Origin of the sequence: Rhodococcus aetherivorans (genome assembly GCF_025722975.1) — a bacterium.
Taxonomy (GTDB): Bacteria; Actinomycetota; Actinomycetes; order Mycobacteriales; family Mycobacteriaceae; genus Rhodococcus; species Rhodococcus aetherivorans.
Genome location: NZ_CP106982.1, coordinates 5,034,257 through 5,055,076, shown reverse-complemented (window position 1 = coordinate 5,055,076; position 20,820 = coordinate 5,034,257). Strand labels below are relative to the sequence as shown.

Sequence of the window (20,820 nt, the reverse complement as noted above, 5' to 3'; positions counted from 1 at the left end):
GCGCGAGAGTGACCGCGGCGAGCCGCGCGAGAGTGACCGCGGCGAGCCGCGCGGGTCAGTCCTCGGTGACCTCGAGTTCGACATCGATGTTGCCGCGGGTGGCGTTCGAGTACGGGCACACCTGGTGGGCCTTCTCGGTCAGTTCGAGGGCCTGGGCGCGCGGCACGTGGGGCAGCGACACCTCGAGCGTGACCTTCAGGCCGAAGCCGCCGCCGTCGGTGCGGCCGATGCCGACGCGTGCTCCGACCGCCGAGTCGGCGACGTCGGCCTTGTCCTGCCGGGCGACGAGCTGCAGCGCCGAGTGGAAGCAGGCGGCGTATCCCGCGGCGAAGAGCTGCTCGGGATTGGTGCCCTCGCCGGTGCCGCCCATTTCGGTGGGGATGGCGAGGCCCAGGTCGAGCGTGCCGTCGGAGGTCCGGGCGCGGCCGTTGCGACCCTCTCCGGTGGCGAGTGCTTCGGCGGTGTAGAGCACGTTCATGGCTTCTCCTGTGGGGTGGCGGGATGGGGATCGGGTGTTTCGGGGCGGTGCAGCGCCTCGGTCATGCGGTGGAGCGTGTCGCGAAGGGCGGCCAGCTCGTCGGCCGCGAGGCCGCTCGCGCGGGCCATGCGCGCGGGGATGTCCTCGGCGCGGGCGCGCAGCTCGCGCCCGGCCTCGGTGAGGTGGATCTGCACGCGGCGCTCGTCGCTGCTCTGCCGCCGGCGTTCGAGCAGTCCGGCGCTCTCGAGCCGCTTGAGGAGCGGGGAGAGGGTGCCGGTGTCGAGGTCGAGGGCGTCGCACAGGTCGCGGACGCCGCGGCCGCCGTGGTCCCCGCGGCTTTCCTGTTCCCACAGGGCCAGGAGTACGAGGTACTGCGGGTAGGTGACGCCGAGCCGGTCGAGCATGCCGCGGTAGGCGGCGGTGGTGGCCCGGGAGGCGGAGTAGAGCGCGAAGCAGACCTGCCGGTCGAGCGCGAGATCGTCGGACACGAGAAATAAAGTAGCGCACCGCTATGTTGTGCACAACTGAAATTCGGGCCTCGGGGATATGGCGCACATCACACCATCTGTGGAATTGACAGGGGACCCGACACGTTAGTTGAGTGAGAAAGACTCAAGTCCGAGAGAGAGGCTTCGGAATGCCGGCATTCTTCGGGCCTGGTGGCCCTGGGCGTATCGACATCACCCGCTACCTGAGCCGTGGCACCCAGGAACTCATGGCCGCTGCGGCCCGATTCGCCGCCGAACGCGGCGACACGGACCTCGACGCGCTCCACGTCCTGCACGTGATGGCGGAACAGGACCCGGTCCGGTCGGTCATGACCCGCGCCGGGGCCGATCCCGCCGAGGTCCTGGCCGCGGTGGAGCAACGGCTCCCGCAGGAACAGACCCGCACCGCGGTCACCGCTCCCGCCCTCACCGGCGCGATCAAGACGGTGCTGCTCGAGGCGCACCAGCTCACGCGCGCCCTCGGCGCGACCTACATCGAACCCCAGCACCTGTTCGTGGCCCTCGCCGCCGACCAGGAACACGGGGTCGGAGGGCTGCTCGTCTCGGCCGGGATCACCGCTCAGTCGCTCCAGGCCGCCCTGCAGCCCGCCGCGCCCGCCGAGGCGGCGCAGGAGCAGTCCGCCACCCCCACCCTGGACAAGTACGGCGTAGACCTGACCGAGCGTGCCCGCGGCGGCGGCATCGACCCCGTCATCGGCCGTGCCGACGAGATCGAGCAGACCGTCGAGATCCTCTCCCGCCGCACCAAGAACAACCCGGTTCTGGTCGGTGAGGCCGGTGTCGGCAAGACCGCGATCGTCGAGGGCCTGGCCCAGCGCGTCGTCGACGGCGACGTCCCGGACAGCCTGCGCGGCAAGCGGATCGTGCAGCTCGACCTGACCGGTATGGTCGCCGGCACCCGGTACCGCGGCGACTTCGAGGAGCGGCTGACCAAGGTGCTCGACGAGATCGCCGCGCACTCGGACGAGCTGATCGTCTTCGTCGACGAGATCCACACCGTCGTCGGCGCGGGCGGCGGCAACGAAGGCGCGATGGATGCCGGCAACATTCTCAAGCCCAAGCTCGCCCGCGGGGAACTGCACATCGTCGGCGCCACCACGCTCGACGAGTACCGCAAGCACATCGAGAAGGATCCGGCGCTCGAGCGCCGCTTCCAGCCGGTCACCGTCGGCGAACCCGGCCACGACGACGCGGTCGCGATCCTGCGCGGCCTGCGGGACCGCTACGCCGAACACCACGGTGTGCGGTACACCGACGACGCGCTCGACGCCGCCGTGGACCTTTCGGTGCGGTACCTGCCGGACCGGCACCTGCCGGACAAGGCGATCGACCTGATCGACCAGGCCGGTGCCCGGCTGCGGCTGCGCTCACCGCGCGTCGACGAGAAGGCGTTGCGCGAGCAGCTGGCCCGGCTCGAGGCCGACAAGGACCGGGCCGTCGCGGCGGAACGCTACGAGCAGGCCTCGCGACTGCGCGACCAGATCACCGAGGTGCAGGCCCGTCTCGATGCCGGCGCCCCCGCCGGTGCCGAGGTGCCCGAGGTGACCGCGGAACTGATCGCCGAGGTCGTCTCCCGCGCCACCGGCATCCCGGCGACGCGGATGACCCAGGCGGAGAAGGAGCGGCTGCGCGGCCTCGAGGACGAACTGCACCGGCGCGTCGTCGGGCAGGACGAGGCCGTCCGGGCCGTGGCCCGGGCCGTGCGGCGCAGCCGCGCCGGCATGAGCGATCCGCATCGGCCGGTCGGCAGCTTCCTGTTCCTGGGTCCCACCGGCGTCGGCAAGACCGAGCTGGCGAAGGCGCTGGCGGAGGTGCTGTTCGGCGACGAGCGCAAGATGCTGCGGGTGGACATGAGCGAGTTCGGCGAGCGGCACACGGTCAGCCGTCTCGTGGGGGCGCCCCCGGGCTACGTCGGCTACGGCGAGGCGGGTCAGCTCACCGAGCAGGTGCGGCGCAACCCGTACTCGGTCGTGCTGCTCGACGAGATCGAGAAGGCGCACCCGGACGTGTTCAACACCCTGCTGCAGGTGCTCGACGACGGCCGGCTCACCGACGGCCAGGGCCGCACGGTCGACTTCACCAACACCGTGGTGATCATGACCAGCAACCTCGGCTCGGACATCATCTCGAGCCGCGGCGGGGCGCTGGGCTTCAGCACCGGGGACGCCGAGGCGGCCGAGAAGCCGCTGCGGGACCGGGTGATGGGTCGTCTGCGCGAGTCGATGCGGCCGGAGTTCCTCAATCGCATCGACGAGATCGTGATCTTCCGCAGGCTCGACACCGAGCAGCTGCACCGGATCACCGACCTGCTGTTGGACGACAGCCGCAAGCGACTGCACGCCAAGGGAATCGAGATCGAGTTCACCGAGGCCGCCGTCGACTGGATTGCCGAGCACGGCCACCAGCCGGAGTTCGGGGCGCGGCCGTTGCGCCGGTCCATCCAGCGCGCCGTGGACGACCGCATCGCCGACCTGCTGCTCGACGACGTGCTCGTCGAGGGTGGGCAGGTCCGAGTCGACGTCGCCGACGACGAACTGGACCTGATGGTGCGCTGACGCTGCCACCGACGCGCAGGGACGCGGGGCGGTGACCGGAACCGGTCACCGCCCCGCGTGCTGTGCAACGGGTCCGCGGGTCGTCGTCGAGCCCGGCTCCGACCGGGCGTCGGCGACGCGGCCCTGTTCCACCGGCCCCTGCGGCATTTGTCCGTTGTCCGGGCGCGCAACTTGTCACCCGCAGTGACAGTGATCACACTGACTGGGCAGCGGTCTGCGATCCCGTGCGGGCCCGGGGTCGCAACGAAGGAGCCGCCCAGGTGGATGTGCAGCAGGGGGAGACGCGGATCGCGGTCGACGAGGAGGAGTTGCAGACGCCATGGCCGAACCTCGCAGCCCGGCCGCGGTGGGGGCCCTCGCCATCCTCGTGATGCTGTTGGCGACGCTGGCGGTCTTCTCCTTCGATTCGCTACCGCTCCTGGGAGCCGGCGCCCTCTACCGTGCCGAGTTCACCGAAGCAGCGGGCCTGAGACCCGGCAACGAAGTCCGGATCGCCGGTGTCAAGGTCGGCAAGGTCATGTCGGTCGAACTCGAAGGCGACCACGTCGAGGTGACGTTCGGAGCCAAGGACGCGTGGATCGGTGACAACACCTCCGCCTCCATACAGATCAAGACGATCCTGGGGCAGAAGTACCTGGCCCTCGACCCCCGTGGCTCCGAGGTCCTGAATCCGCGGGAGGTGATCCCACGCGACCGCACCACGTCTCCCTACGACGTGCTCGAGGCCTTCTCGGCGGCGGCACAGACCATCGGGGAGATCGACTCCACCCAACTCGCCCAGAGCCTGACGGTGTTGTCCCAGGCATTCGACAACACCTCCGACGACATCCGCGCCTCCCTCGACGGCGTCACCCGACTCTCACAGACCATCGCGAGCCGCGACCGAGAATTGCGCAGACTGCTCGACGCGACCGAGCACACCACAGGGGTGCTGGCCGACCGCAATGCCGAATTCACTCAACTGATCACCGACGCCGGACTGCTCATCGGGGAACTGAACAGCCGGCAGCAGGCGATCTCCCAGCTGCTCAACGGAACCCAGCGCCTGTCCCGGCAACTGACCGGACTCGTGCGCGACAACGAAGCCACCATCGGACCGGCACTCGAACAACTCCGCGGCGTCGTGCAGATCCTCGACGCCCGCAACGACGACCTGAACCGGGCGCTGGAGCTGTACTACCCCTTCATCCGCATGTACACGAACATCATCGGCAACGGACGCTGGTTCGAGGGAGTCATCGTGAATCTCACCCCGCCCGGGTTGCCGGATATTTCGGCGCCGCGCAGTCCCATTCGCACGATGGAAGGCAATTGACCGGCAGACGTCGCATGAGGCCGCAGCGCAGACAGGTCACGCCGCTTCGCCCGCACCGCCACCGGCCCACCTCCGCTCGCCGACACGGGACTGCACATCCGAGCAGTTGCACCGGCATCCCCAACCGAGGGATGATCGTTCGGTCCGGCGCCCACGTCCCATAGCGACCGCACCCTCCGAAGACGTGGCCCCGGCGGCGGGACGCCGTTCCGGGTTCCGAACCGGACGTCCCCGCGCCCCCGGCTCTCACCCCCAGGGTCACACTTCTCACCCCTAGGGTGGCTATCGAGGCTCCCGATCTCGGACAAGTGTCGAGCTGGGTAAGTGGCGCGGCGCCACAAGCCGCGCGATGCGAGGAGTCACTCATGAGCATCGTCAACCTGCAGGCAGACCCCCGGGCCGGTCCGGGGCAGCGCTCCACACCGAAACCCCTCGTCGAGGGGACGACGCTGGCGGGGGTGTGCGGCGTCGTACCACCGCACCGTTACGCTCAGGCCGAGCTCACCAAGATGTTCGCCGACTACTGCCTCGGCGAGGACGGCGACATCAGGTTGCTGCAGCGGCTGCACGCCAATGCCGAGGTCCGGACGCGGCACCTGGTGCGCCCGCTCGAGCGCTATCCGGAGCTGCACGACTTCGACGATTGCAACAACACGTTCATCGAAGGTGCGATCGAGTTGGGTGCGGCCGCCGTGACCGGCGCGCTCGCCCAGTCCGGGATTCGACCCGACGAGGTGGACTTGATCATGTCCACCACGGTCACCGGTGTCGCCGCCCCGTCGATGGAGGCCCGGATCGCGTATCGGGTCGGGCTGCGACCCGACGTCAAACGGGTGCCGATCTTCGGGCTCGGGTGCGTTGCCGGTGCGGCGGGAACAGCGCGTCTGTACGACTATCTGCTCGGGCACCCCGACGACGTGGCCGTCCTGTTGTCGGTGGAACTGTGTTCGCTGACGGTGCAGCGCAACGATCACTCCATCGCCAATCTCGTGGCGACCGGGCTGTTCGGCGACGGTGCGGCAGCGGTGGCGGCCGTCGGCGCCCGGCGCGCCGAACGGACCCGGGCGCGCGGGCCCCGGGTGATCGCGTCGCGCAGCCACCTGTACCCGGACACCGAGCGGACCATGGGGTGGGATGTGGGGTCGAGCGGCCTGAAGATCGTCCTCGATGCCCAGGTGCCCGTCGTGATCGAAAAGTACCTCGGTGCGGACGTCCGCTCGTTCCTGGCCGAACACGGATTGCGGACGGACGACATCACCGCCTGGGTCTGCCATCCGGGAGGGCCGAGGGTGATCCGCGCGGTCGAGTCCGTGCTCGGTCTGTCGTCGCAGGCGTTGGAGATGACCCGCCGGTCGCTGGCCGCGGTGGGGAACCTGTCCTCGTCGTCGGTCCTGCACGTGCTGCGGGACACGCTCGAACAGCGCCCCCCGGAACCGGGAACTCCGGGGCTCATGATGGCCATGGGGCCGGGGTTCTGCTCCGAACTCGTCCTCCTCGAGTGGTAGCGCGGACGCCATGTTCTATCTCCTGCTCGTCGCCGCGGTCGCCACGGAGCGGCTTGCCGAGCTGGTGGTGTCCCGGCGGAACCTGGCGTGGAGCATGGAGCGCGGGGGCCGGGAGAGCGGCCGCGGACACTATCCGGTGATGGCGTCACTGCACGCGGGGCTGCTGGCCGGATGCCTGATCGAGACGTTCGGCGTCGGCCGCCGGTACGTGCCGGCCCTCGGCCGGCCGATGCTGGCACTCGTCCTGGCGTCGCAGTGCCTGAGATGGTGGTGCATCCTCACCCTCGGACACCGCTGGAACACCCGCATCGTGATCGTGCCCGGATTGCCCCTGATCCGCCGTGGGCCGTACCGCCGGCTCCGGCACCCCAACTACGTGGCCGTCGTCGTCGAGGGTGCGGCACTGCCGCTCGTCCACTCCGCGTGGGTGACCGCGGTGACCTTCACTGCGCTCGATGCCGTGGTACTTCGGGTGCGGATCCGCGCCGAGAACGCCGCCCTGCGCGAACTGGTGCGCGATGCATGACCTGATCGTCGTCGGCGCCGGCCCCGCCGGGCTGGCCACGGCCCTGTATTCCGCCCGGGCCGGCCTCGATACGGTCGTGATCGAGTCGAGGCCGTCGCCGATCGACAAGGCCTGCGGGGAGGGTCTGATGCCGGGCGCGGTCGCCTGCCTGCGCGAACTCGGTGTGCCGCTCGACGGACATCCCCTCCGGGGGATCCGGTACACGGACGGGCACTGCCGGGCCGAGGCCGTCTTCCGCGACGGCCACGGCTTGGGGGTGCGCCGCACCGATCTGCAGGCAGCATTGCAGTCCGAGGTCGTGACACGAGGTGTTCCGGTGCTGCAGCGCCGGGTCTCCGAGATCACGCAGGATGCCCGGTGCGTGACGGCCGCAGGCGCCACGGCGCGGTACCTCGTCGCGGCCGACGGGCTGCACTCCGCCATCCGACGGCAGCTGGGCCTGGACCGCCCACCGTCCGGTCACCACAGGTGGGGGCTACGCCGGCACTTCGAGGTGGCCCCATGGACCGACTTCGTGGAAGTGCATTGGGCCCGCGACCGCGAGGCCTACGTCACCCCGGTCGGTCCCCGCCTCGTCGGCGTGGCGCTGCTCTCCGCTACCCGCGGGTCGTTCGCCCGGCAGCTGGCCGAATTCCCCGCCCTTGCCCAGCGGCTCCCCGACACCGCGGCGACCGCTGTCCGGGGGGCGGGACCGATGCGTCAGGACGCCAGGGCCCGCGTCGCGGGCCGTGTGTTGCTCGTCGGCGACGCGGCCGGATACGTGGACGCGATCACCGGCGAGGGCATCGACGTCGCTCTGAAATGCGCACGCGCCCTTGTGCAGTGCCTCGAATGCGGGCAACCGGCACGCTACGAACGGGCATGGTCACGGGCGTCGCGGCGCTCACGCCTGCTGACCTCCTCCCTGCTGTGGGCGCGTCGGCAACCCCGCCTCGGCCCTGTCATCGTGCCGTTGGCTGCGCGGTCACCACGCCTGTTCGCTGCCGCCGTCCATCAGGTCGCACGATGACGATGTCGACGTCCCCGACCCGGCCTCCGCCACGGCCATGACCCGCTGGGCCGCATTTCTTCTCGCACGCCGGTGGCTCGTGCTGATCGTGACCGTCACCGCGCTGGTGCTCGGCGGCGCATGGGGGCTGGGGGTCTTCCCCCATCTGAGGTTCGAGGGCTTCCTCGACGACGGGAGCGAAGCCGCGCACGTCACGCACCAGGTGGAGGAGCACCTCGGCCGCCGGGAGCCGGACATCGTCGCCATCTACACCGCCCCACCCGGGCAGAGCATCGACGACATCGGACCCGAGGTGGCCGGGCACCTCGCCGCTCTCGATCGCACCCGGGTCGAGCGCGTCGACACCTACTGGACGGTGCCCGTGGTCGAGAAACCGTACTTGCGCTCCGCCGATGGCACCCGAGCGCTCGCGACGGTGACCCTGCAGCATTCCGGGTCGGGTGATCGGCCGCCGTACCACGATCTGCTGTCCGTGCTGCAGGTTCCCGGAGTCGACACCCAGCTGACCGGCAAGACCGTGGTCGACGATTCGTTCAACACGCAACTGAAGACCGACCTCGTCGTCGCCGAGTCGGTGTCGCTTCCGCTGACCCTGATTCTGCTGGTGATGATCTTCGGCGGACTGACCGCCGCGGCGGTGCCGGTTCTCGTCGCCGCGCTGTCGGTGCTCAGCGCGCTCGGGACGCTTCGGCTGCTGACCATGTTCACCGCGGTCAATGCCTTTGCCCTCAACGTCACCTCCCTTCTGTGTCTCGGTCTGGCCATCGATTACGGACTGTTCATCGTCAGCCGGTTCCGGGAAGAACTCCGCTCCGGCGCCTCGCCGAACGACGCGGTTCGGCGGACCGTTCTCACCGCGGGCCGCACCGTGTGCTTTTCCGCGCTGCTGCTCGTATGTGCCTTCGCCGGAATGCTCGTCTTTCCCCAGGAGGTGATCCGGTCGCTGGGTTTGGGCGCCATCTCGGCCGCCCTCAGCGCGGCCCTGCTGTCCTTGACCGCCGTGCCCGCGGCCCTGGCCGTTCTGGGTGCCCGGATCAACAGTCTGACCTGGCGCCGCGGGGCGGTCGAGCGCGGCGAGGTGCGAGCCCACCGATTCTGGGGAGCCGTCGCCGACCGGGTGATGCGCCATCCGCTGCGCGTCGCAGTCCCGATCACCCTCGTGCTGGTGGTGTTCGCGGCCCCGGTCCTTCTGACGCGGTTCGGCTCGATCAGCTACACCTCGCTGCCGCCCGGCAATCCGGTTCGCGCGGCCACCGAACAGCTGGTCCAGGAATTTCGGTCACCTGGTGGCGACATCACCGTCCTGGTGCACGGAACAGCCGGCTCGCCCCCGCCCCTGCATGCGAGCCTCGGGTTCGTGGCACAGGCCGATGCCGTCGACGGGGTCACCGGGGCGCAGCCCATCGCCACGACCTCGGATTTCACCGTCATCTCCGCGGCGGTGACCGACCGATCGGACGTCGAGCGCGCGAACGCGGCCGTCGCAGCACTGCGCGAGCTGGCGCCGCCGGCAGGAACCCGGATCGAGGTCGGCGGACCGTTCGCCCTCGAGGCCGACAACAATCACGCGATCACCGAGGCGCTGCCCACCATGATCGCCGTCATGGTGGGCGCGACACTGCTGCTGCTGTTCCTGGCCTTCGGCACGGTGGTGCTGCCGGTCAAGGCGGTCGCCATGGCGGGACTGAGCCTCGGGGCGACCTTCGGGCTGCTGACCTGGATCTTCCAGGAAGGACACGGCGCCGGTCTCATCGGTGTGGCTCCGGAGCCCGTCCAGCCCACCCTGGTCGTGTTGATCCTCGCCGTCGTGTTCGGCCTGTCGACCGATTACGAGATCTTCCTGATGTCGCGGATGGTCGAAGCGCATGCTGCGGGGGCGTCGACCGAGACGGCGGTGCACACCGGTACCGCCCTCACCGGTCGTGTCGTCACCTGCGCCGCGCTGATACTCGGTACGGTCACCGCGGCCTTCGCGCTCTCCCCGATGACGATCATGCGGTTCATCGGACTGGGAATGATCTTCGCCCTCGTCATCGACGCCACGCTGGTCCGCATGCTGCTGGTTCCCTCACTGATCAAGCTGATGGGCGACGCGAACTGGTGGGCGCCGGCACCCCTGGCACGCCTGCACCGACGCATCGTGCACGGATGGTCCGAGGGCCGGGGCCCGCGCCACCGGGCCACCGCGGGAGGCCGGTCGACACCCGCCGCGGGCCGGCACCGGTCCTCCGTGGACCTGCGCCGACCACGCCGGAAAGGGTCCTCCCCGGACCGGGGGGCGGCCGCGATCGACCCGGTCCACCGGCCGCATCGGGGCGGACTCGACGACCCGGCACCCTCGGGTGAGGATCCCCTGGCGGATACCACCGACGGCCACAGCCCTACGTCGCCTGCACCAGCCGACGGATCGCGTTGAGCGGCAGCCGGATCCACTGTGGCCGGTGGCGGGCCTCGTAGACCACCTCGTAAACGGCCTTGTCCAGTTCGTACGCGCGCAGCAGCGCGGCCGACTCGCGCGGATCCGCGCCGGACGCGCCCGCATAGCCGTCGCAGAACGCGGCGGAGTTGCGCTGCGCCCATTCCTGCGCCCGGAACTCGCGTTGCGCGGCGGCGGCCTCCGACGTCGCATCGTGCAGGGAGTGGTGGGCCGCGTAGTCGAACGAGCGGAGCATCCCCGCCACGTCGCGCAGGGCGCTGTCCGGTTCCCGCCGTTCGTCGAGGGACTTGGCGGGCTCGCCCTCGAAATCGATGAGCAGCCAGTGTTCCGGGGTGCGCAGCACCTGCCCGAGGTGCAGGTCCCCGTGGACCCGCTGCACCGTGGTCGTGCCGGTGGCCGCCGCCTCCGCCAACCGCTCCCGCACCGCCGGGGCGAATTCCGCCAGTTCCGGTACGACGGCACCGGCCGCGTCCAGGCGGCGCAGCATGCCGTCGACGATCTCGCCGACGGGTCGCTGCGACGTCCCGAGGGACTGCGCCAGCAGCGCGTGCACCTCGGCCACGGCCGCGCCCATCCGCTGCGATTCGCCGGCGAAGTCCGTGCCCACCTCGTCCGCCCGCAGGTCGGCCTCGAGCAGCAGGTCCCGCACGCTGCCCAGAGCCATCGACCAGCCGTCGGCGGAGTTGGCCGCGAAGTCCTGCACCATCGCCAGCGTCGTGCGCACGCCGCCGATCTCGGCGTCGATCCACGCGCGCACGGGGGCGACCGACCGGCAGCCCGCCTCACCGAGCGCGAGGTGCAGTTCCACGTCGGGGTTGACGCCCGGAGTGATCCGGCGGAAGAGCTTGAGCAGCAACTGCTCGCCCAGTACGACGGAGGTGTTGGACTGCTCGGCGCTGAGCGCCCGCCCGCGCAGTCCCTCCTCGATGACCGTGCCGGGCACGGTGTGCAGCTCGACCGGGCCGTACACCTGCCCGGTGGCGATCGAGTGCGCGTACAGGTCGATGATCTCCTGGTCGCGCAGGCCGTCGTAGGCGTGGGGGCGGTCGTCGCCGCTCCCGTCGGGCCGCGGCAGCGCCCAGGGTGCCAGCTCGTCGGGCAGGTGCGGGCGATACCCGAGCGGCACCTGGTAGATCTGCTCGGCGTCGGATTCGAACTCGACGGTCACCAGCAGATGGTCCGCTCCGAACGCGGGGGTGTCGGTGAGCGGTTCCCGCAGCATGATCCGGACGGCGGCGACGGTTCTGCCCTTGGCGGCGAACCAACGCTGGTGGGGAAGCCACTCGGCCAGCAGGGCCTCGAGCTCCGCATCGGAGTAGTGCTGCACGTTCGGATCCCTCATGGCTGCACCGCCGCCTCGGCTTCGCTGCTCACCGGATGTTCGCCGACGCCTTCCCTCGTCGGATCGGGCTGCAGCGCGAACCAATAGAAACCGTGACCGGGCAGGGTGATCATGTACCCCTCCTCCGTGATCGGTGGGAACGGGACGGAACCGGTGAGCTCCACCGGAATCCACCCTGCGAACCGGGACAGGTCCAGGATGACGGCCTGGGGATACCGGGACAGGTTGTTCACACACAGGATGACGTCGCTGTAGTTGCGGTCCGGGCCGAGCGGCATCTCCCGCAGGTACGACAGGACGGCCGGGTTGGCGCTGCCCAATTCGGTGAAGGCGGCCTTGCCGAACGCCGGATGCTGCTTGCGGACCTGGATCATCCGGCGCGTCCAGTGCAGCAGCGTGTTCGTCGAGTTCATCTGCCGCTCGACGTTCACGGACTGGTAGCCGTAGGTCGGATCCATGATCGTCGGCAGGTACAGCCGCGCGGGGTCCGCCCGCGAGAAGCCCGCGTTGCGGTCGGGTGTCCACTGCATCGGCGTGCGCACGGCGTCGCGGTCGCCGAGCCAGATGTTGTCGCCCATCCCGATCTCGTCGCCGTAGTAGAGCACCGGCGAGCCGGGCAGGCTCAACAGCAGAGCCGTGAACAGCTCGAGCTGGTTGCGGTCGTTCTCGAGCAGCGGGGCCAGCCGGCGCCGGATGCCGATGTTCGCCCGCATCCGCGGGTCGGTGACGTACTCGGCATACATGTAGTCACGTTCTTCGTCCGTGACCATCTCGAGGGTCAGCTCGTCGTGGTTGCGCAGGAAGATGCCCCACTGCGCACTGCTCGGAATCGGCGGTGTCTGGGCGAGGATCTCGGAGATGGGGAACCGGTTCTGGCGCCGCACCGCCATGAAGATGCGCGGCATGAGCGGGAAGTGGAACGCCATGTGGCACTCGTCGCCGACCTCCGGCTCGCCGAAGTACTCCACCACGTCGCTGGGCCACTGGTTCGCCTCCGCCAGCAGCACCCGGCCCGGATACTCCGCGTCGATCACCGCGCGGCACTTCTTCAGGAACGCGTGTGTCTCGGGCAGGTTCTCGCAGTTGGTGCCCTCGCGCTCGAACAGATAGGGCACCGCGTCCAGCCGGAACCCGTCGATCCCCAGGTCGAGCCAGAAGCGCAGGACGTCGATCATCGCGTCCTGCACCTCGGGATTGTCGTAGTTCAGGTCCGGCTGGTGCGAGAAGAACCGGTGCCAGTAGTACTGCTTGCGCACCGGATCCCACGTCCAGTTGGAGGATTCGGTGTCGACGAAGATGATGCGCGCATCCGGGTAGCGCTCGTCGGTGTCGGACCACACGTAGAAGTCGCCGTACGGGCCGTCCGGGTCCGTACGCGACTCCTGGAACCACGCGTGCGTGTCGGACGTGTGGTTCATGACCAGGTCGGTGATCACGCGGATACCGCGCTTGTGCGCCTCGTCGAGGAACGTGACGAAGTCGTCGACGGTGCCGAACTCCGGGAGCACCGCCCGGAAGTCCCGGATGTCGTACCCGCCGTCGCGCAGCGGGGAGTCGTAGAACGGTGGCAGCCAGATACAGTCGGCGCCCAGCCAGGCGATGTAGTCGAGCTTCTCGGTCAGCCCGCGCAGATCACCCGTCCCGTCGTGGTTCGAGTCGTTGAAGGCGCGCACCAGGACCTCGTAGAACACCGCGGTCTTGAACCAGTCGGGATCCACCGCGAGGTTTCTGGCATGGGAGAAGTCCTCGGACTGGGCCTCGACGAGATGGCCGTCGGCTGTGTGTTCCGGTTCGTTCGACCGGTCCCTGGACTCGTGTGAACCTTCGAGCGGCATAACACCTCGGCGATCGTCTCGGCGGTACGGGCAGTGTTCTCGGTTCGTTCCGATCGTAGGGGGGTCGGCGCCGTCGCGCTGGCAATGCGGACTCGCCCCGGGCCCCCGATGTGCACCCCCGCGGGGGCTCGGGTAGGGTGTCCGTCATGCAGCGTGCATATTTCTGGTTTAGCAGGCCGGCCCGGGGTGGGTCGGTCGGCGTAACCGCGCGCTGACTTCTTCCACCTACGAGCCGGACACGGACCGGCTCGCTGGGATCTTTCAGGTTCAGCCAGGGTCGGCCCGGGAACAGGAACCGAACCCCGATGACCACCAGCACCTCCATCTCCACCGCGAATCTCGACGAACAGCGGACCGTGCGGATCAGCCCGCTCGTCGCCCCGGCCGTCGTCCGCGGCGAGCACGCCCCCGACGAGGTGGCCGCCGCCACCGTGCGCTCGGGCCGCGCCGACACCGTGGCGATCCTCGACGGCACCGACGACCGGCTGCTCGTCGTGGTCGGGCCGTGCTCGGTGCACGACCCCGCCGCCGCGATGGACTACGCGCGCCGCCTCGCCGCCAAGGCCGACGATCTGCGCGACGACCTGCACGTGGTGATGCGGGTGTACTTCGAGAAGCCGCGCACCACCCTCGGGTGGAAGGGCCTGCTCAACGACCCGCACCTCGACGGCACCTACGACATCAACACCGGTCTGCGCATCGGCCGCAAGCTGCTGCTCGACGTGTCCGGCCTCGGACTGCCGGTCGGGTGCGAGTTCCTCGACCCGATCCTGCCGCAGTACTACGCGGATCTGGTCACCTACGGCGCGATCGGTGCCCGCACCGCGGCCAGCCAGGTACACCGGCAACTGTGCAGCGCCCTGTCCATGCCGGTCGGCATCAAGAACTCCACCGAGGGTGACGTGCAGGTGGCCGTCGACGGCACCCGCGCCGCCGCCGCGAGCCACGTGTTCCCCGGCACCGATCTCGACGGGCAGGCCGCGCTCATCGAGACCGTCGGCAACCCCGACTGCCACGTCATCCTGCGCGGCGGCTCCGCCGGCCCCAACTACGACGCCGGGACGGTCGCCGACACCATGGCCCGCCTGCGCAAGGCCGGTCTGCCCGAGCGCGTCGTGATCGACGCGAGCCACGGCAACAGCAGCAAGAACCACGAGAAGCAGGTCGACGTCGTCACCGACATCGCCGAGCGGCTCGTCGCGGGCGAGAAGGGCATCGTCGGTGTGATGCTGGAGAGCTTCCTCGCGGCGGGCCGTCAGGACCTGACCCTGGGCCGGTCCGACGAGCTCGAGTACGGCAAGTCGATCACCGACGCGTGCCTCGACTGGGCCACCACGGCCGACCAGCTCGACCGGCTGGCCGACGCGGTGCGCCGCCGGCGCGCCTGAGGCCCGCGGCGCCCCTGACGCCGGTGCCCGGGAACCGTTTCGGGGGATGTCCCGGAACGGTTCCCGCCCTCGGCGCTCCGCGGCGCGCGGCCGGTCGCGGTAGCGTCGGAGGCATGCATCAGCACACGCTGTCGGTGGTCGTGCCGGCGTACAACGAGGAACGCTACATCGGTCCGTGCCTGGCGGCGCTGTTGGAGCAGGAAGCGGACATCCGCGAAATCGTGGTAGTGGACAACAATTCGACGGACAGGACGGGCGAGATCGTCGACGCGATCGCCGAGCGGTCTCCGATCGTCCGCCGGATCGTCGAGCCCCGCCCCGGCGTCGCATTCGCCCGCAATGCCGGATTCGACTCGGCGGCAGGAGATCTCCTCGGCCGGATCGACGCCGACACGCGGGTGCGGCCCGGATGGGCCCGCGCGATCCTCGACTTCTTCGCGCGTGCAGACACCGAGAGCGTCGGTGCCGTCAGCGGACTCAGCAACTCCTACGACTCGCCGTACCGGGAGCTCAAGCGCCGGTATATCGAGCAGCGCGTGCGCAAGGGCTTCTTCGGCGGTGAGCGCCGCATCGACAACCTGCACGGTGCCAACATGGCCGTGCGCCGGTCGGCCTGGCAGCGCGTCCGCGACGCGGTCAGCACGGATGCCGGGATCCACGAAGACCTCGACCTGGCCCTGTGCCTGCGCGAGGCCGACATCGAGATCGCCCAGCTCTCCGAGCTGTTCGTCGACATCTCCCCACGGCGTGCGCTGACGCCGCCGCGGGAGTACACCAAGTACATCCGCTCCGGAACCGCCACGTTCGAACTGCACGGCCGGATGAATCCGGTGCTTCGCCGAATCCTGCGGGCGCACTGGGCGTTCCACGTGCTCGTGTATCTGGCCTACCGGCCCTACGATCCGGAGCTGGGCCGGTTCACGCTCACCCGGCTGCTGCGCACACCGCGTGCCCGCACGCTGCCGATCGACGTGGCGGACACCGCCCGCGTGTGAGCGCCGCGATGCGGGGTGCGCCCGGCCCGCGCCGGTCGCACCCCGCGTCCGTTCGTGTCAGCACGTCCGTTCGGGTCAGTGCAGGGGAGTGAAGTCCCGGCTGCCGAGGTAGTCCGGCCGCCGGCGCGGCGCCGAGAACGGCTCGACGAGCGCGTTCTCGACACTGTTGAACACCACGAACAGATTCGACCGGGGGAACGGGGTGATGTTGCCGTTCGAACCGTGCATGCAGTTCGCGTCGAACACCGTGGCCGAACCGGCCGAGCCGGTGAACGTGGCGATGCCGTGCTCGGCGGCCATCGAGGTCAGCGTGTCCTCGTCGGGCGAACCGGTGGGGGGCACGTGCGTGACGAGGGACTGCCGGTAGTAGTCGTCGGGGGTGGTACCGGCGCACGAGACGAAGGTCCGGTGCGAACCGGGCATGATCATCAAACCGCCGTTGTAACCGTAGTTCTCGGTCAGCGCGACGGAGATGCTCAGCGCCCGCGGACGCGGCATCCCGTCCTCGGCGTGCCAGGTCTCGAAATCGGAGTGCCAGTAGAACGGTCCGCCGCGGAATCCCGGCTTGACGTTCAGCCTCGATTGGTGGATGTAGACCGCCGAGCCGAGGAGTTGGCGGGCGATTCCGGCGATCTCCGGTCGCCGGACGATCTCGGCGACCGTGCCGGAGAGGCGGTGCACGTCGAACACGGAGCGCACGTCCCCGCTTCCCGCCTCCCGCACGACCCGCTCGTCGTCGGCCAGATCCCGGCCCAGACGTGCCGTCTCGTCGAGCAGATTTCCGACGTCGTGCGCCGGCAGGAGCGCGTCGACGGTGTGGAACCCGCGCCGGTCGTACTCGGCGACGGCCGGGGCGTCCGGCGGCCCCGTTGCCGATCCCCACACCACCGGATCCGGCCGGGACACGCTCACGCAGTTCGTGCGGTTCCGGGTCGGGTAGTCGTCGATGACGGCCGTCTGCATTGTTGCGAATCACCCTCTCGAAGTCGATGACGGTTCCTTCCGACGCTCTCACCCACCGTGGGCGGATGCAACCCGTCGCGGAGATCCGCGGCACAAACATGCGCAACGCCGCATGCGCCGGGAGTAGGGTCGCCCCTGGCTGCCGCCGCACAACAGGATGAGGGGATCATGACCGAGACGATGCGCGCCGCGCGTTTTCATGCGGACACCAGAACCAATGTGCTGGAAGATGTTCCGATTCCGTCGCCGGGCCCCGGCGAGGTGCTCGTCAAGGTCGCCTTCTGCGGCATCTGCCACTCGGACCTGAGCCTGCTCGACGGCACCTTCCCGGCCCTGCTGCCGGTGGTCACCCAGGGCCACGAAGCCGCCGGGATCATCGCGGCCGTCGGGGACGGCGTGACCGGGTGGGAGGTCGGGGACCGCGTCGTGCCCTCGGCCGGACGACCGTGCATGCAGTGCCGCAAGTGCCGGCGCGGCGACCTGACCAACTGCCTGAACATCCAGTTGATGGCCTTCGCGTACGACGGCGCCTGGGCCGAGTACACCGTCGCACAGGCGGGCGGTCTCACCCTCGTGCCCGACAACGTCCCGCTCGAGCAGGCGGCGATCCTCGCCGACGCGGTGTCCACGCCGTTCGGCGCCGTCGTGCGCACCGGGCAGGTGCAGGTGGGCGAGGCCGTCGGCGTGTGGGGGGTCGGCGGAGTGGGCACCCACATCGTGCAGCTCGCCCGGCTGATCGGTGCCGTGCCGGTCCTCGCGTTCGACATCAACCCCGCGGTGCGGGAGCGGGCCCTCGAACTCGGCGCCGACTATGCGTTCGACTCCCGCGACCCGGACCTGGTGCAGAGGGTCGCCGAGGCGACCGGCGGGAAGATGCTCGACGTGGCCTTCGACTCGGCGGGCGTGAAGGCCACCTTCGACCAGGCCCTGCAGTGCGTGATGACGGGTGGCCGCGTCGTGGTCGTCGGGCTGAGCGGGCAGGAGGCCTCCCTGGGCCCCACCGCCACGTTCGGACTGTCGCGCAAGCACGTGATGGGCCACCTCGGCTACAAGAATGTCGACATCGAAACGCTCGCCGCGCTCGTCTCCCGCGGCCGCCTGGACATCTCCCGCTCGATCAGCGAGATCGTGCCGCTGGAGAACATCGCCGAGGGCATCGAGAAGCTGCACAACCACATCGGGGATCCGATCCGGATCCTCGTTCAGCCCTGACCTGTCGGAGTCTCGTCGTACCGTCGCCGCATGGGTTACGAATTCCAGGTGACGGTCGATTCCAACAGCCCGCACACGCTGGCGAAATGGTGGGCGGCCGCGCTGGGCTGGCGGGTGGAGCCGAGCAACGAGGACTTCATCCGCGGCCTGGTCGCGGCCGGCCACGCCCGCGAGGACGACACCGAGATCTTCGAGGGCGTCCTGGTCTGGAAGGCGGGCGCCGCGATCTCCGATCCCGAGGTGCCCGCGCGTCCGCGCGTGCTCTTCCAGCGGGTGCCCGAGGGCAAGACGGTGAAGAACCGGCTGCACTTCGACATCCGGGCCGGGGAAGAACGTGAGGCGCTCGCCGGGCGGCTCGTCGAGGCGGGCGCGACCGTCCTGCACCGGGGCCGGCAGGGGCCGAGCGAGTGGATCACCATGACCGACCCGGAGGGCAACGAGTTCTGCGTCGGGTGAACCGGCGGACCTACCGATACGCGCGCGGGGTCTTGCCTGTCCATCGCTTGAAGGCACGCCGGAACGCGCTCGGCTCGGAGAAGCCGAGGCGGGCCGACAGCGCGTCCACCGGTTCGCCGCGGCGCAGCCCGGCGATCGCCGTGTCGCGCAGCACCTCCTCGCGCAACTGCCCGAGCGAGGTGCCCTCCTGCCGGAGCAGGCGCCGCAGATGCGGTGCGCTCACCGACAGCATCTCCGCGACTTCCTCGGCGGTCGCCGTGCGTCCCTCGATGCCCGACTCGAAGATCCGCCGCACCTGCGACGCGGCGGTGGAGTCGTAGTCGCGTTCCGACATCATCAGATTCGGCGATTCGCGCAGATAGTCCTCGAGCGTCTCCTCGGTCTGGACGATGGGCGACCGCAGTGCCGCGTTGTCGATTTCGAGCGCCGCCCCGTCGGCGTCGAAGGTGACCGGCACCCCGAAGATCGCGTCGTAGTTCTTCGCGAGCACCGGATCGGGCTCGCCGTAGGGAACCGTGACCGACGCCAGCCGTACTCGTCCGCCGACGAGCCAGGCCGCGAAGCGGTGCAGCAGGATGAGCAGGAAATCGATGATGACGCGGGTCTTGTCGTCGCACGGCTCCGGCAGCACCACCTCGAGCCGGGTCGTCTGCGGGCCCGGCGTCAGCCGCAGTCTCGGCAGCGTCGGCAGCACGCGGTTGACCTCGATCATCCGTTCGAGGGCCTGGGCGAGGTCCCGGCAGTGGATCAGCGTCAGGCACATCACGCGGAAGGTGCCGCGGGGCACCGGCCCCGGGCCGAGGCCGAACAACTCGTCACCGGTGAGCTCCCAGGTCTTCTGCGTGAACCGGGTGACCTGTTCGGGGGTGAGGCGCGCGTGCGGGTGCGCGAGCACCGCGCGACTGATCCGGGCCGCGTCCAGGGCCGGGGCCAGATCCACGCCGTTCGCCGCGGCGAGAACCACCGAGCGGCGCACGAAGTCGGAGGGAATGGTGGCGGGGGCGGTCATGTTCAGCCGTGCTCCCGCAGGCTGCGCAGCCGCCGGACGCCCTCGAGGAGGACGTCGTCGCGCTTGCAGAACGCGAAGCGCACCAGATGGTTCCACTGCTGGGGGTCGTCGACGAAGGCGCTGACCGGGACCGCGGCCACCCCGATGCGTTCGGGCAGGGTCCGGCAGAAGGCGACACCGTCCGTCGCGCCGAACGGGGTGATGTCCGCGCACACGAAATACGTGCCGGCCGAGTCCAACACACCGAATCCGGCGTCGGCGAGGGCGCCGGAGAGCAGATCGCGCCTGCGCTGCAGATCGTCGCGCTGGGCGGCGATCCACGGCTGCTCGTGGGTCAGCGCGTACGCGACGGCGGGCTGGAACGGCGCCCCGGCGACGAACGACATGAACTGTTTCGCCGCGCGCACCCCGTCGATCAGTTCGCGGGGGCCGAGCGCCCATCCGATCTTCCAGCCGGTGACGTTGAACGTCTTCGCGGCGCTGGACACGGTGACGGTGCGTTCGGCCATGCCGGGCAGCGACGCGAGCGGGCGGTGCCGGCGGCCGTCGAACACCAGGTGCTCGTACACCTCGTCGGACAGCACCAGCAGGTCCCGCTCGCAGGCCAGTGCCGCGACCGCGGCGAGCGCCGCGTCGTCGTAGACCGTGCCCGTCGGGTTGTGCGGGGTGTTGACCACGAGCATGCGGGTGCGCTCGGTGACCGCGGCGCGCAGCGCGTCCACGTCCAGGACGAACCCGGACCCCGCGCGGGCGAGCGGCACCGTGCGGCGGCTCGCCCCCGCCAGCGCCACGGACGCGGCGTAGGAGTCGTAGTAGGGCTCGGTGAGCAGCACCTCGTCGCCGGGTTCGACGAGACCGAGGATGGCGGCGCTGATCGCCTCGGTGGCGCCGACGGTGACGAGGACCTCGGTGTCCGGGTCGTGCTCGAGCCCGTACCGGGCGGCGCGGTCCGCCGCGATCGCCCGGCGCAACTCGGGCGTGCCCGGCCCGGGCGGGTACTGGTTGACGCCGTCGGCGATGGCCTGGCGCGCGACGTCCAGCATCGCGCGGGGGCCGTCCGTGTCGGGAAAACCCTGGCCGAGGTTCACGGCGTCGTGCGTAACGGCCAGGGCGGTCATCTCGGCGAAGATCGTGGACGCGAACGGGCGCAGCCTGCGGACGGTGCGGACCCGATGTGAGGACGCGATTTCTGCCATTTCTGCAGCTTAGCCGCGCCCTTCCCGGCCTCCGGCAGCGGTCGTGTCACATCCGGCGGGGCTGTCTCGTCCAAAGGATGAACGGTCCCG

At 70.0% G+C, this 20,820-nt stretch carries 17 protein-coding genes; 10 read left to right on the top strand and 7 right to left on the bottom strand.

The window, feature by feature from the left end; translation table 11 throughout:
* Positions 1–55 precede the first annotated feature (55 nt).
* Together OCS65_RS23080 and OCS65_RS23075 are read right to left on the bottom strand one after the other, a co-directional pair.
* Positions 56–478: an organic hydroperoxide resistance protein gene (locus OCS65_RS23080; RefSeq protein WP_168579254.1), complete on the bottom strand. Its 423-nt coding sequence runs from the start codon at positions 476–478 to the stop codon at positions 56–58.
* On the bottom strand, positions 475–966 hold the full coding sequence (locus tag OCS65_RS23075; RefSeq protein ID WP_029541744.1) for a MarR family winged helix-turn-helix transcriptional regulator: 492 nt from the start codon (positions 964–966) through the stop codon (positions 475–477). Before OCS65_RS23075 ends, OCS65_RS23080 begins: the two co-directional genes overlap by 4 nt.
* Positions 967–1,115: 149 nt before the next feature.
* Between OCS65_RS23075 and OCS65_RS23070 the strand changes: the two genes are divergently transcribed.
* The 6 genes from OCS65_RS23070 (at position 1,116) to OCS65_RS23045 (ending at position 10,313) form a co-directional block, all read left to right on the top strand.
* A complete protein-coding gene (locus tag OCS65_RS23070; RefSeq protein ID WP_029541747.1) occupies positions 1,116–3,542 on the top strand; it encodes an ATP-dependent Clp protease ATP-binding subunit in 2,427 nt (808 codons plus the stop codon).
* 319 nt (positions 3,543–3,861) lie between these two features.
* On the top strand, positions 3,862–4,857 hold the full coding sequence (locus tag OCS65_RS23065) for an MCE family protein (protein ID WP_050034694.1): 996 nt from the start codon (positions 3,862–3,864) through the stop codon (positions 4,855–4,857).
* A 365-nt stretch (positions 4,858–5,222) separates the two neighbouring features.
* Complete coding sequence (locus OCS65_RS23060) at positions 5,223–6,362, top strand: type III polyketide synthase (RefSeq protein WP_231771931.1); 1,140 nt, start codon at positions 5,223–5,225, stop codon at positions 6,360–6,362.
* Positions 6,363–6,372: 10 nt separating this feature from the next.
* The gene (locus tag OCS65_RS23055) at positions 6,373–6,888 is read left to right on the top strand and encodes an isoprenylcysteine carboxyl methyltransferase family protein (RefSeq protein WP_006946895.1); all 516 of its coding nucleotides are present in this window, start codon (positions 6,373–6,375) and stop codon (positions 6,886–6,888) included.
* The gene (locus OCS65_RS23050; protein WP_006946894.1) at positions 6,881–7,897 is read left to right on the top strand and encodes an NAD(P)/FAD-dependent oxidoreductase; all 1,017 of its coding nucleotides are present in this window, start codon (positions 6,881–6,883) and stop codon (positions 7,895–7,897) included. The genes OCS65_RS23055 and OCS65_RS23050 overlap by 8 nt, the downstream gene beginning before the upstream one ends.
* 37 nt (positions 7,898–7,934) lie before the next feature.
* On the top strand, positions 7,935–10,313 hold the full coding sequence (locus OCS65_RS23045; protein ID WP_263507722.1) for an MMPL family transporter: 2,379 nt from the start codon (positions 7,935–7,937) through the stop codon (positions 10,311–10,313).
* Here OCS65_RS23045 and OCS65_RS23040 read toward each other — a convergent pair.
* Positions 10,279–11,676, bottom strand: coding sequence for a maltokinase N-terminal cap-like domain-containing protein (locus OCS65_RS23040; protein WP_180987064.1), 1,398 nt, complete (start codon positions 11,674–11,676; stop codon positions 10,279–10,281). The two genes, OCS65_RS23045 and OCS65_RS23040, sit on opposite strands and share 35 nt — an antisense overlap.
* On the bottom strand, positions 11,673–13,511 hold the full coding sequence (gene treS, locus OCS65_RS23035; protein WP_006946891.1) for a maltose alpha-D-glucosyltransferase: 1,839 nt from the start codon (positions 13,509–13,511) through the stop codon (positions 11,673–11,675). Before treS ends, OCS65_RS23040 begins: the two co-directional genes overlap by 4 nt.
* A 305-nt stretch (positions 13,512–13,816) precedes the next feature.
* On the opposite strand from treS, the gene OCS65_RS23030 reads away from it, so the two are divergent.
* Together OCS65_RS23030 and OCS65_RS23025 are read left to right on the top strand one after the other, a co-directional pair.
* Entirely contained in the window at positions 13,817–14,899 is a 1,083-nt protein-coding gene (locus tag OCS65_RS23030) for a 3-deoxy-7-phosphoheptulonate synthase (RefSeq protein WP_029541763.1), read from the top strand.
* Positions 14,900–15,012: 113 nt separating this feature from the next.
* Positions 15,013–15,894 carry a glycosyltransferase family 2 protein gene (locus OCS65_RS23025; protein ID WP_065922948.1) on the top strand — a complete coding sequence of 294 codons (882 nt, stop codon included), beginning with the start codon at positions 15,013–15,015 and terminating at the stop codon, positions 15,892–15,894.
* Positions 15,895–15,969: 75 nt separating this feature from the next.
* On the opposite strand, the gene thpD is transcribed toward OCS65_RS23025, so the two are convergent.
* Positions 15,970–16,857: an ectoine hydroxylase gene (thpD, locus tag OCS65_RS23020; RefSeq protein ID WP_029541769.1), complete on the bottom strand. Its 888-nt coding sequence runs from the start codon at positions 16,855–16,857 to the stop codon at positions 15,970–15,972.
* Between the two features lie 168 nt (positions 16,858–17,025).
* Between thpD and OCS65_RS23015 the strand changes: the two genes are divergently transcribed.
* Positions 17,026–18,069, top strand: a complete 1,044-nt coding sequence (locus tag OCS65_RS23015) for a zinc-binding dehydrogenase (protein WP_006931096.1) — start codon at positions 17,026–17,028, stop codon at positions 18,067–18,069.
* Between the two features lie 30 nt (positions 18,070–18,099).
* The gene (locus tag OCS65_RS23010; RefSeq protein WP_006931104.1) at positions 18,100–18,525 is read left to right on the top strand and encodes a VOC family protein; all 426 of its coding nucleotides are present in this window, start codon (positions 18,100–18,102) and stop codon (positions 18,523–18,525) included.
* A 10-nt stretch (positions 18,526–18,535) separates the two neighbouring features.
* Here OCS65_RS23010 and OCS65_RS23005 read toward each other — a convergent pair whose 3' ends face one another.
* The gene (locus tag OCS65_RS23005) at positions 18,536–19,534 is read right to left on the bottom strand and encodes an AraC family transcriptional regulator (protein WP_006931106.1); all 999 of its coding nucleotides are present in this window, start codon (positions 19,532–19,534) and stop codon (positions 18,536–18,538) included.
* A gap of 2 nt (positions 19,535–19,536) precedes the next feature.
* Positions 19,537–20,730, bottom strand: coding sequence for a pyridoxal phosphate-dependent aminotransferase (locus tag OCS65_RS23000; protein WP_080688542.1), 1,194 nt, complete (start codon positions 20,728–20,730; stop codon positions 19,537–19,539).
* Positions 20,731–20,820 lie beyond the last annotated feature (90 nt).

Coding starts and splice junctions, on each gene's coding strand:
- OCS65_RS23010 (WP_006931104.1), top strand. CDS start 18,100: ATGGGTTACGAATTCCAGGTGACGGTCGATTCCAACAGCCCGCACACG.
- OCS65_RS23055 (WP_006946895.1), top strand. CDS start 6,373: ATGTTCTATCTCCTGCTCGTCGCCGCGGTCGCCACGGAGCGGCTTGCC.
- OCS65_RS23065 (WP_050034694.1), top strand. CDS start 3,862: ATGGCCGAACCTCGCAGCCCGGCCGCGGTGGGGGCCCTCGCCATCCTC.
- OCS65_RS23050 (WP_006946894.1), top strand. CDS start 6,881: ATGCATGACCTGATCGTCGTCGGCGCCGGCCCCGCCGGGCTGGCCACG.
- OCS65_RS23040 (WP_180987064.1), bottom strand. CDS start 11,676: ATGAGGGATCCGAACGTGCAGCACTACTCCGATGCGGAGCTCGAGGCC.
- OCS65_RS23060 (WP_231771931.1), top strand. CDS start 5,223: ATGAGCATCGTCAACCTGCAGGCAGACCCCCGGGCCGGTCCGGGGCAG.
- OCS65_RS23000 (WP_080688542.1), bottom strand. CDS start 20,730: ATGGCAGAAATCGCGTCCTCACATCGGGTCCGCACCGTCCGCAGGCTG.
- OCS65_RS23015 (WP_006931096.1), top strand. CDS start 17,026: ATGACCGAGACGATGCGCGCCGCGCGTTTTCATGCGGACACCAGAACC.
- OCS65_RS23025 (WP_065922948.1), top strand. CDS start 15,013: ATGCATCAGCACACGCTGTCGGTGGTCGTGCCGGCGTACAACGAGGAA.
- treS (WP_006946891.1), bottom strand. CDS start 13,511: ATGCCGCTCGAAGGTTCACACGAGTCCAGGGACCGGTCGAACGAACCG.
- OCS65_RS23045 (WP_263507722.1), top strand. CDS start 7,935: ATGACCCGCTGGGCCGCATTTCTTCTCGCACGCCGGTGGCTCGTGCTG.
- OCS65_RS23030 (WP_029541763.1), top strand. CDS start 13,817: ATGACCACCAGCACCTCCATCTCCACCGCGAATCTCGACGAACAGCGG.
- OCS65_RS23080 (WP_168579254.1), bottom strand. CDS start 478: ATGAACGTGCTCTACACCGCCGAAGCACTCGCCACCGGAGAGGGTCGC.
- OCS65_RS23005 (WP_006931106.1), bottom strand. CDS start 19,534: ATGACCGCCCCCGCCACCATTCCCTCCGACTTCGTGCGCCGCTCGGTG.
- OCS65_RS23070 (WP_029541747.1), top strand. CDS start 1,116: ATGCCGGCATTCTTCGGGCCTGGTGGCCCTGGGCGTATCGACATCACC.
- thpD (WP_029541769.1), bottom strand. CDS start 16,857: ATGCAGACGGCCGTCATCGACGACTACCCGACCCGGAACCGCACGAAC.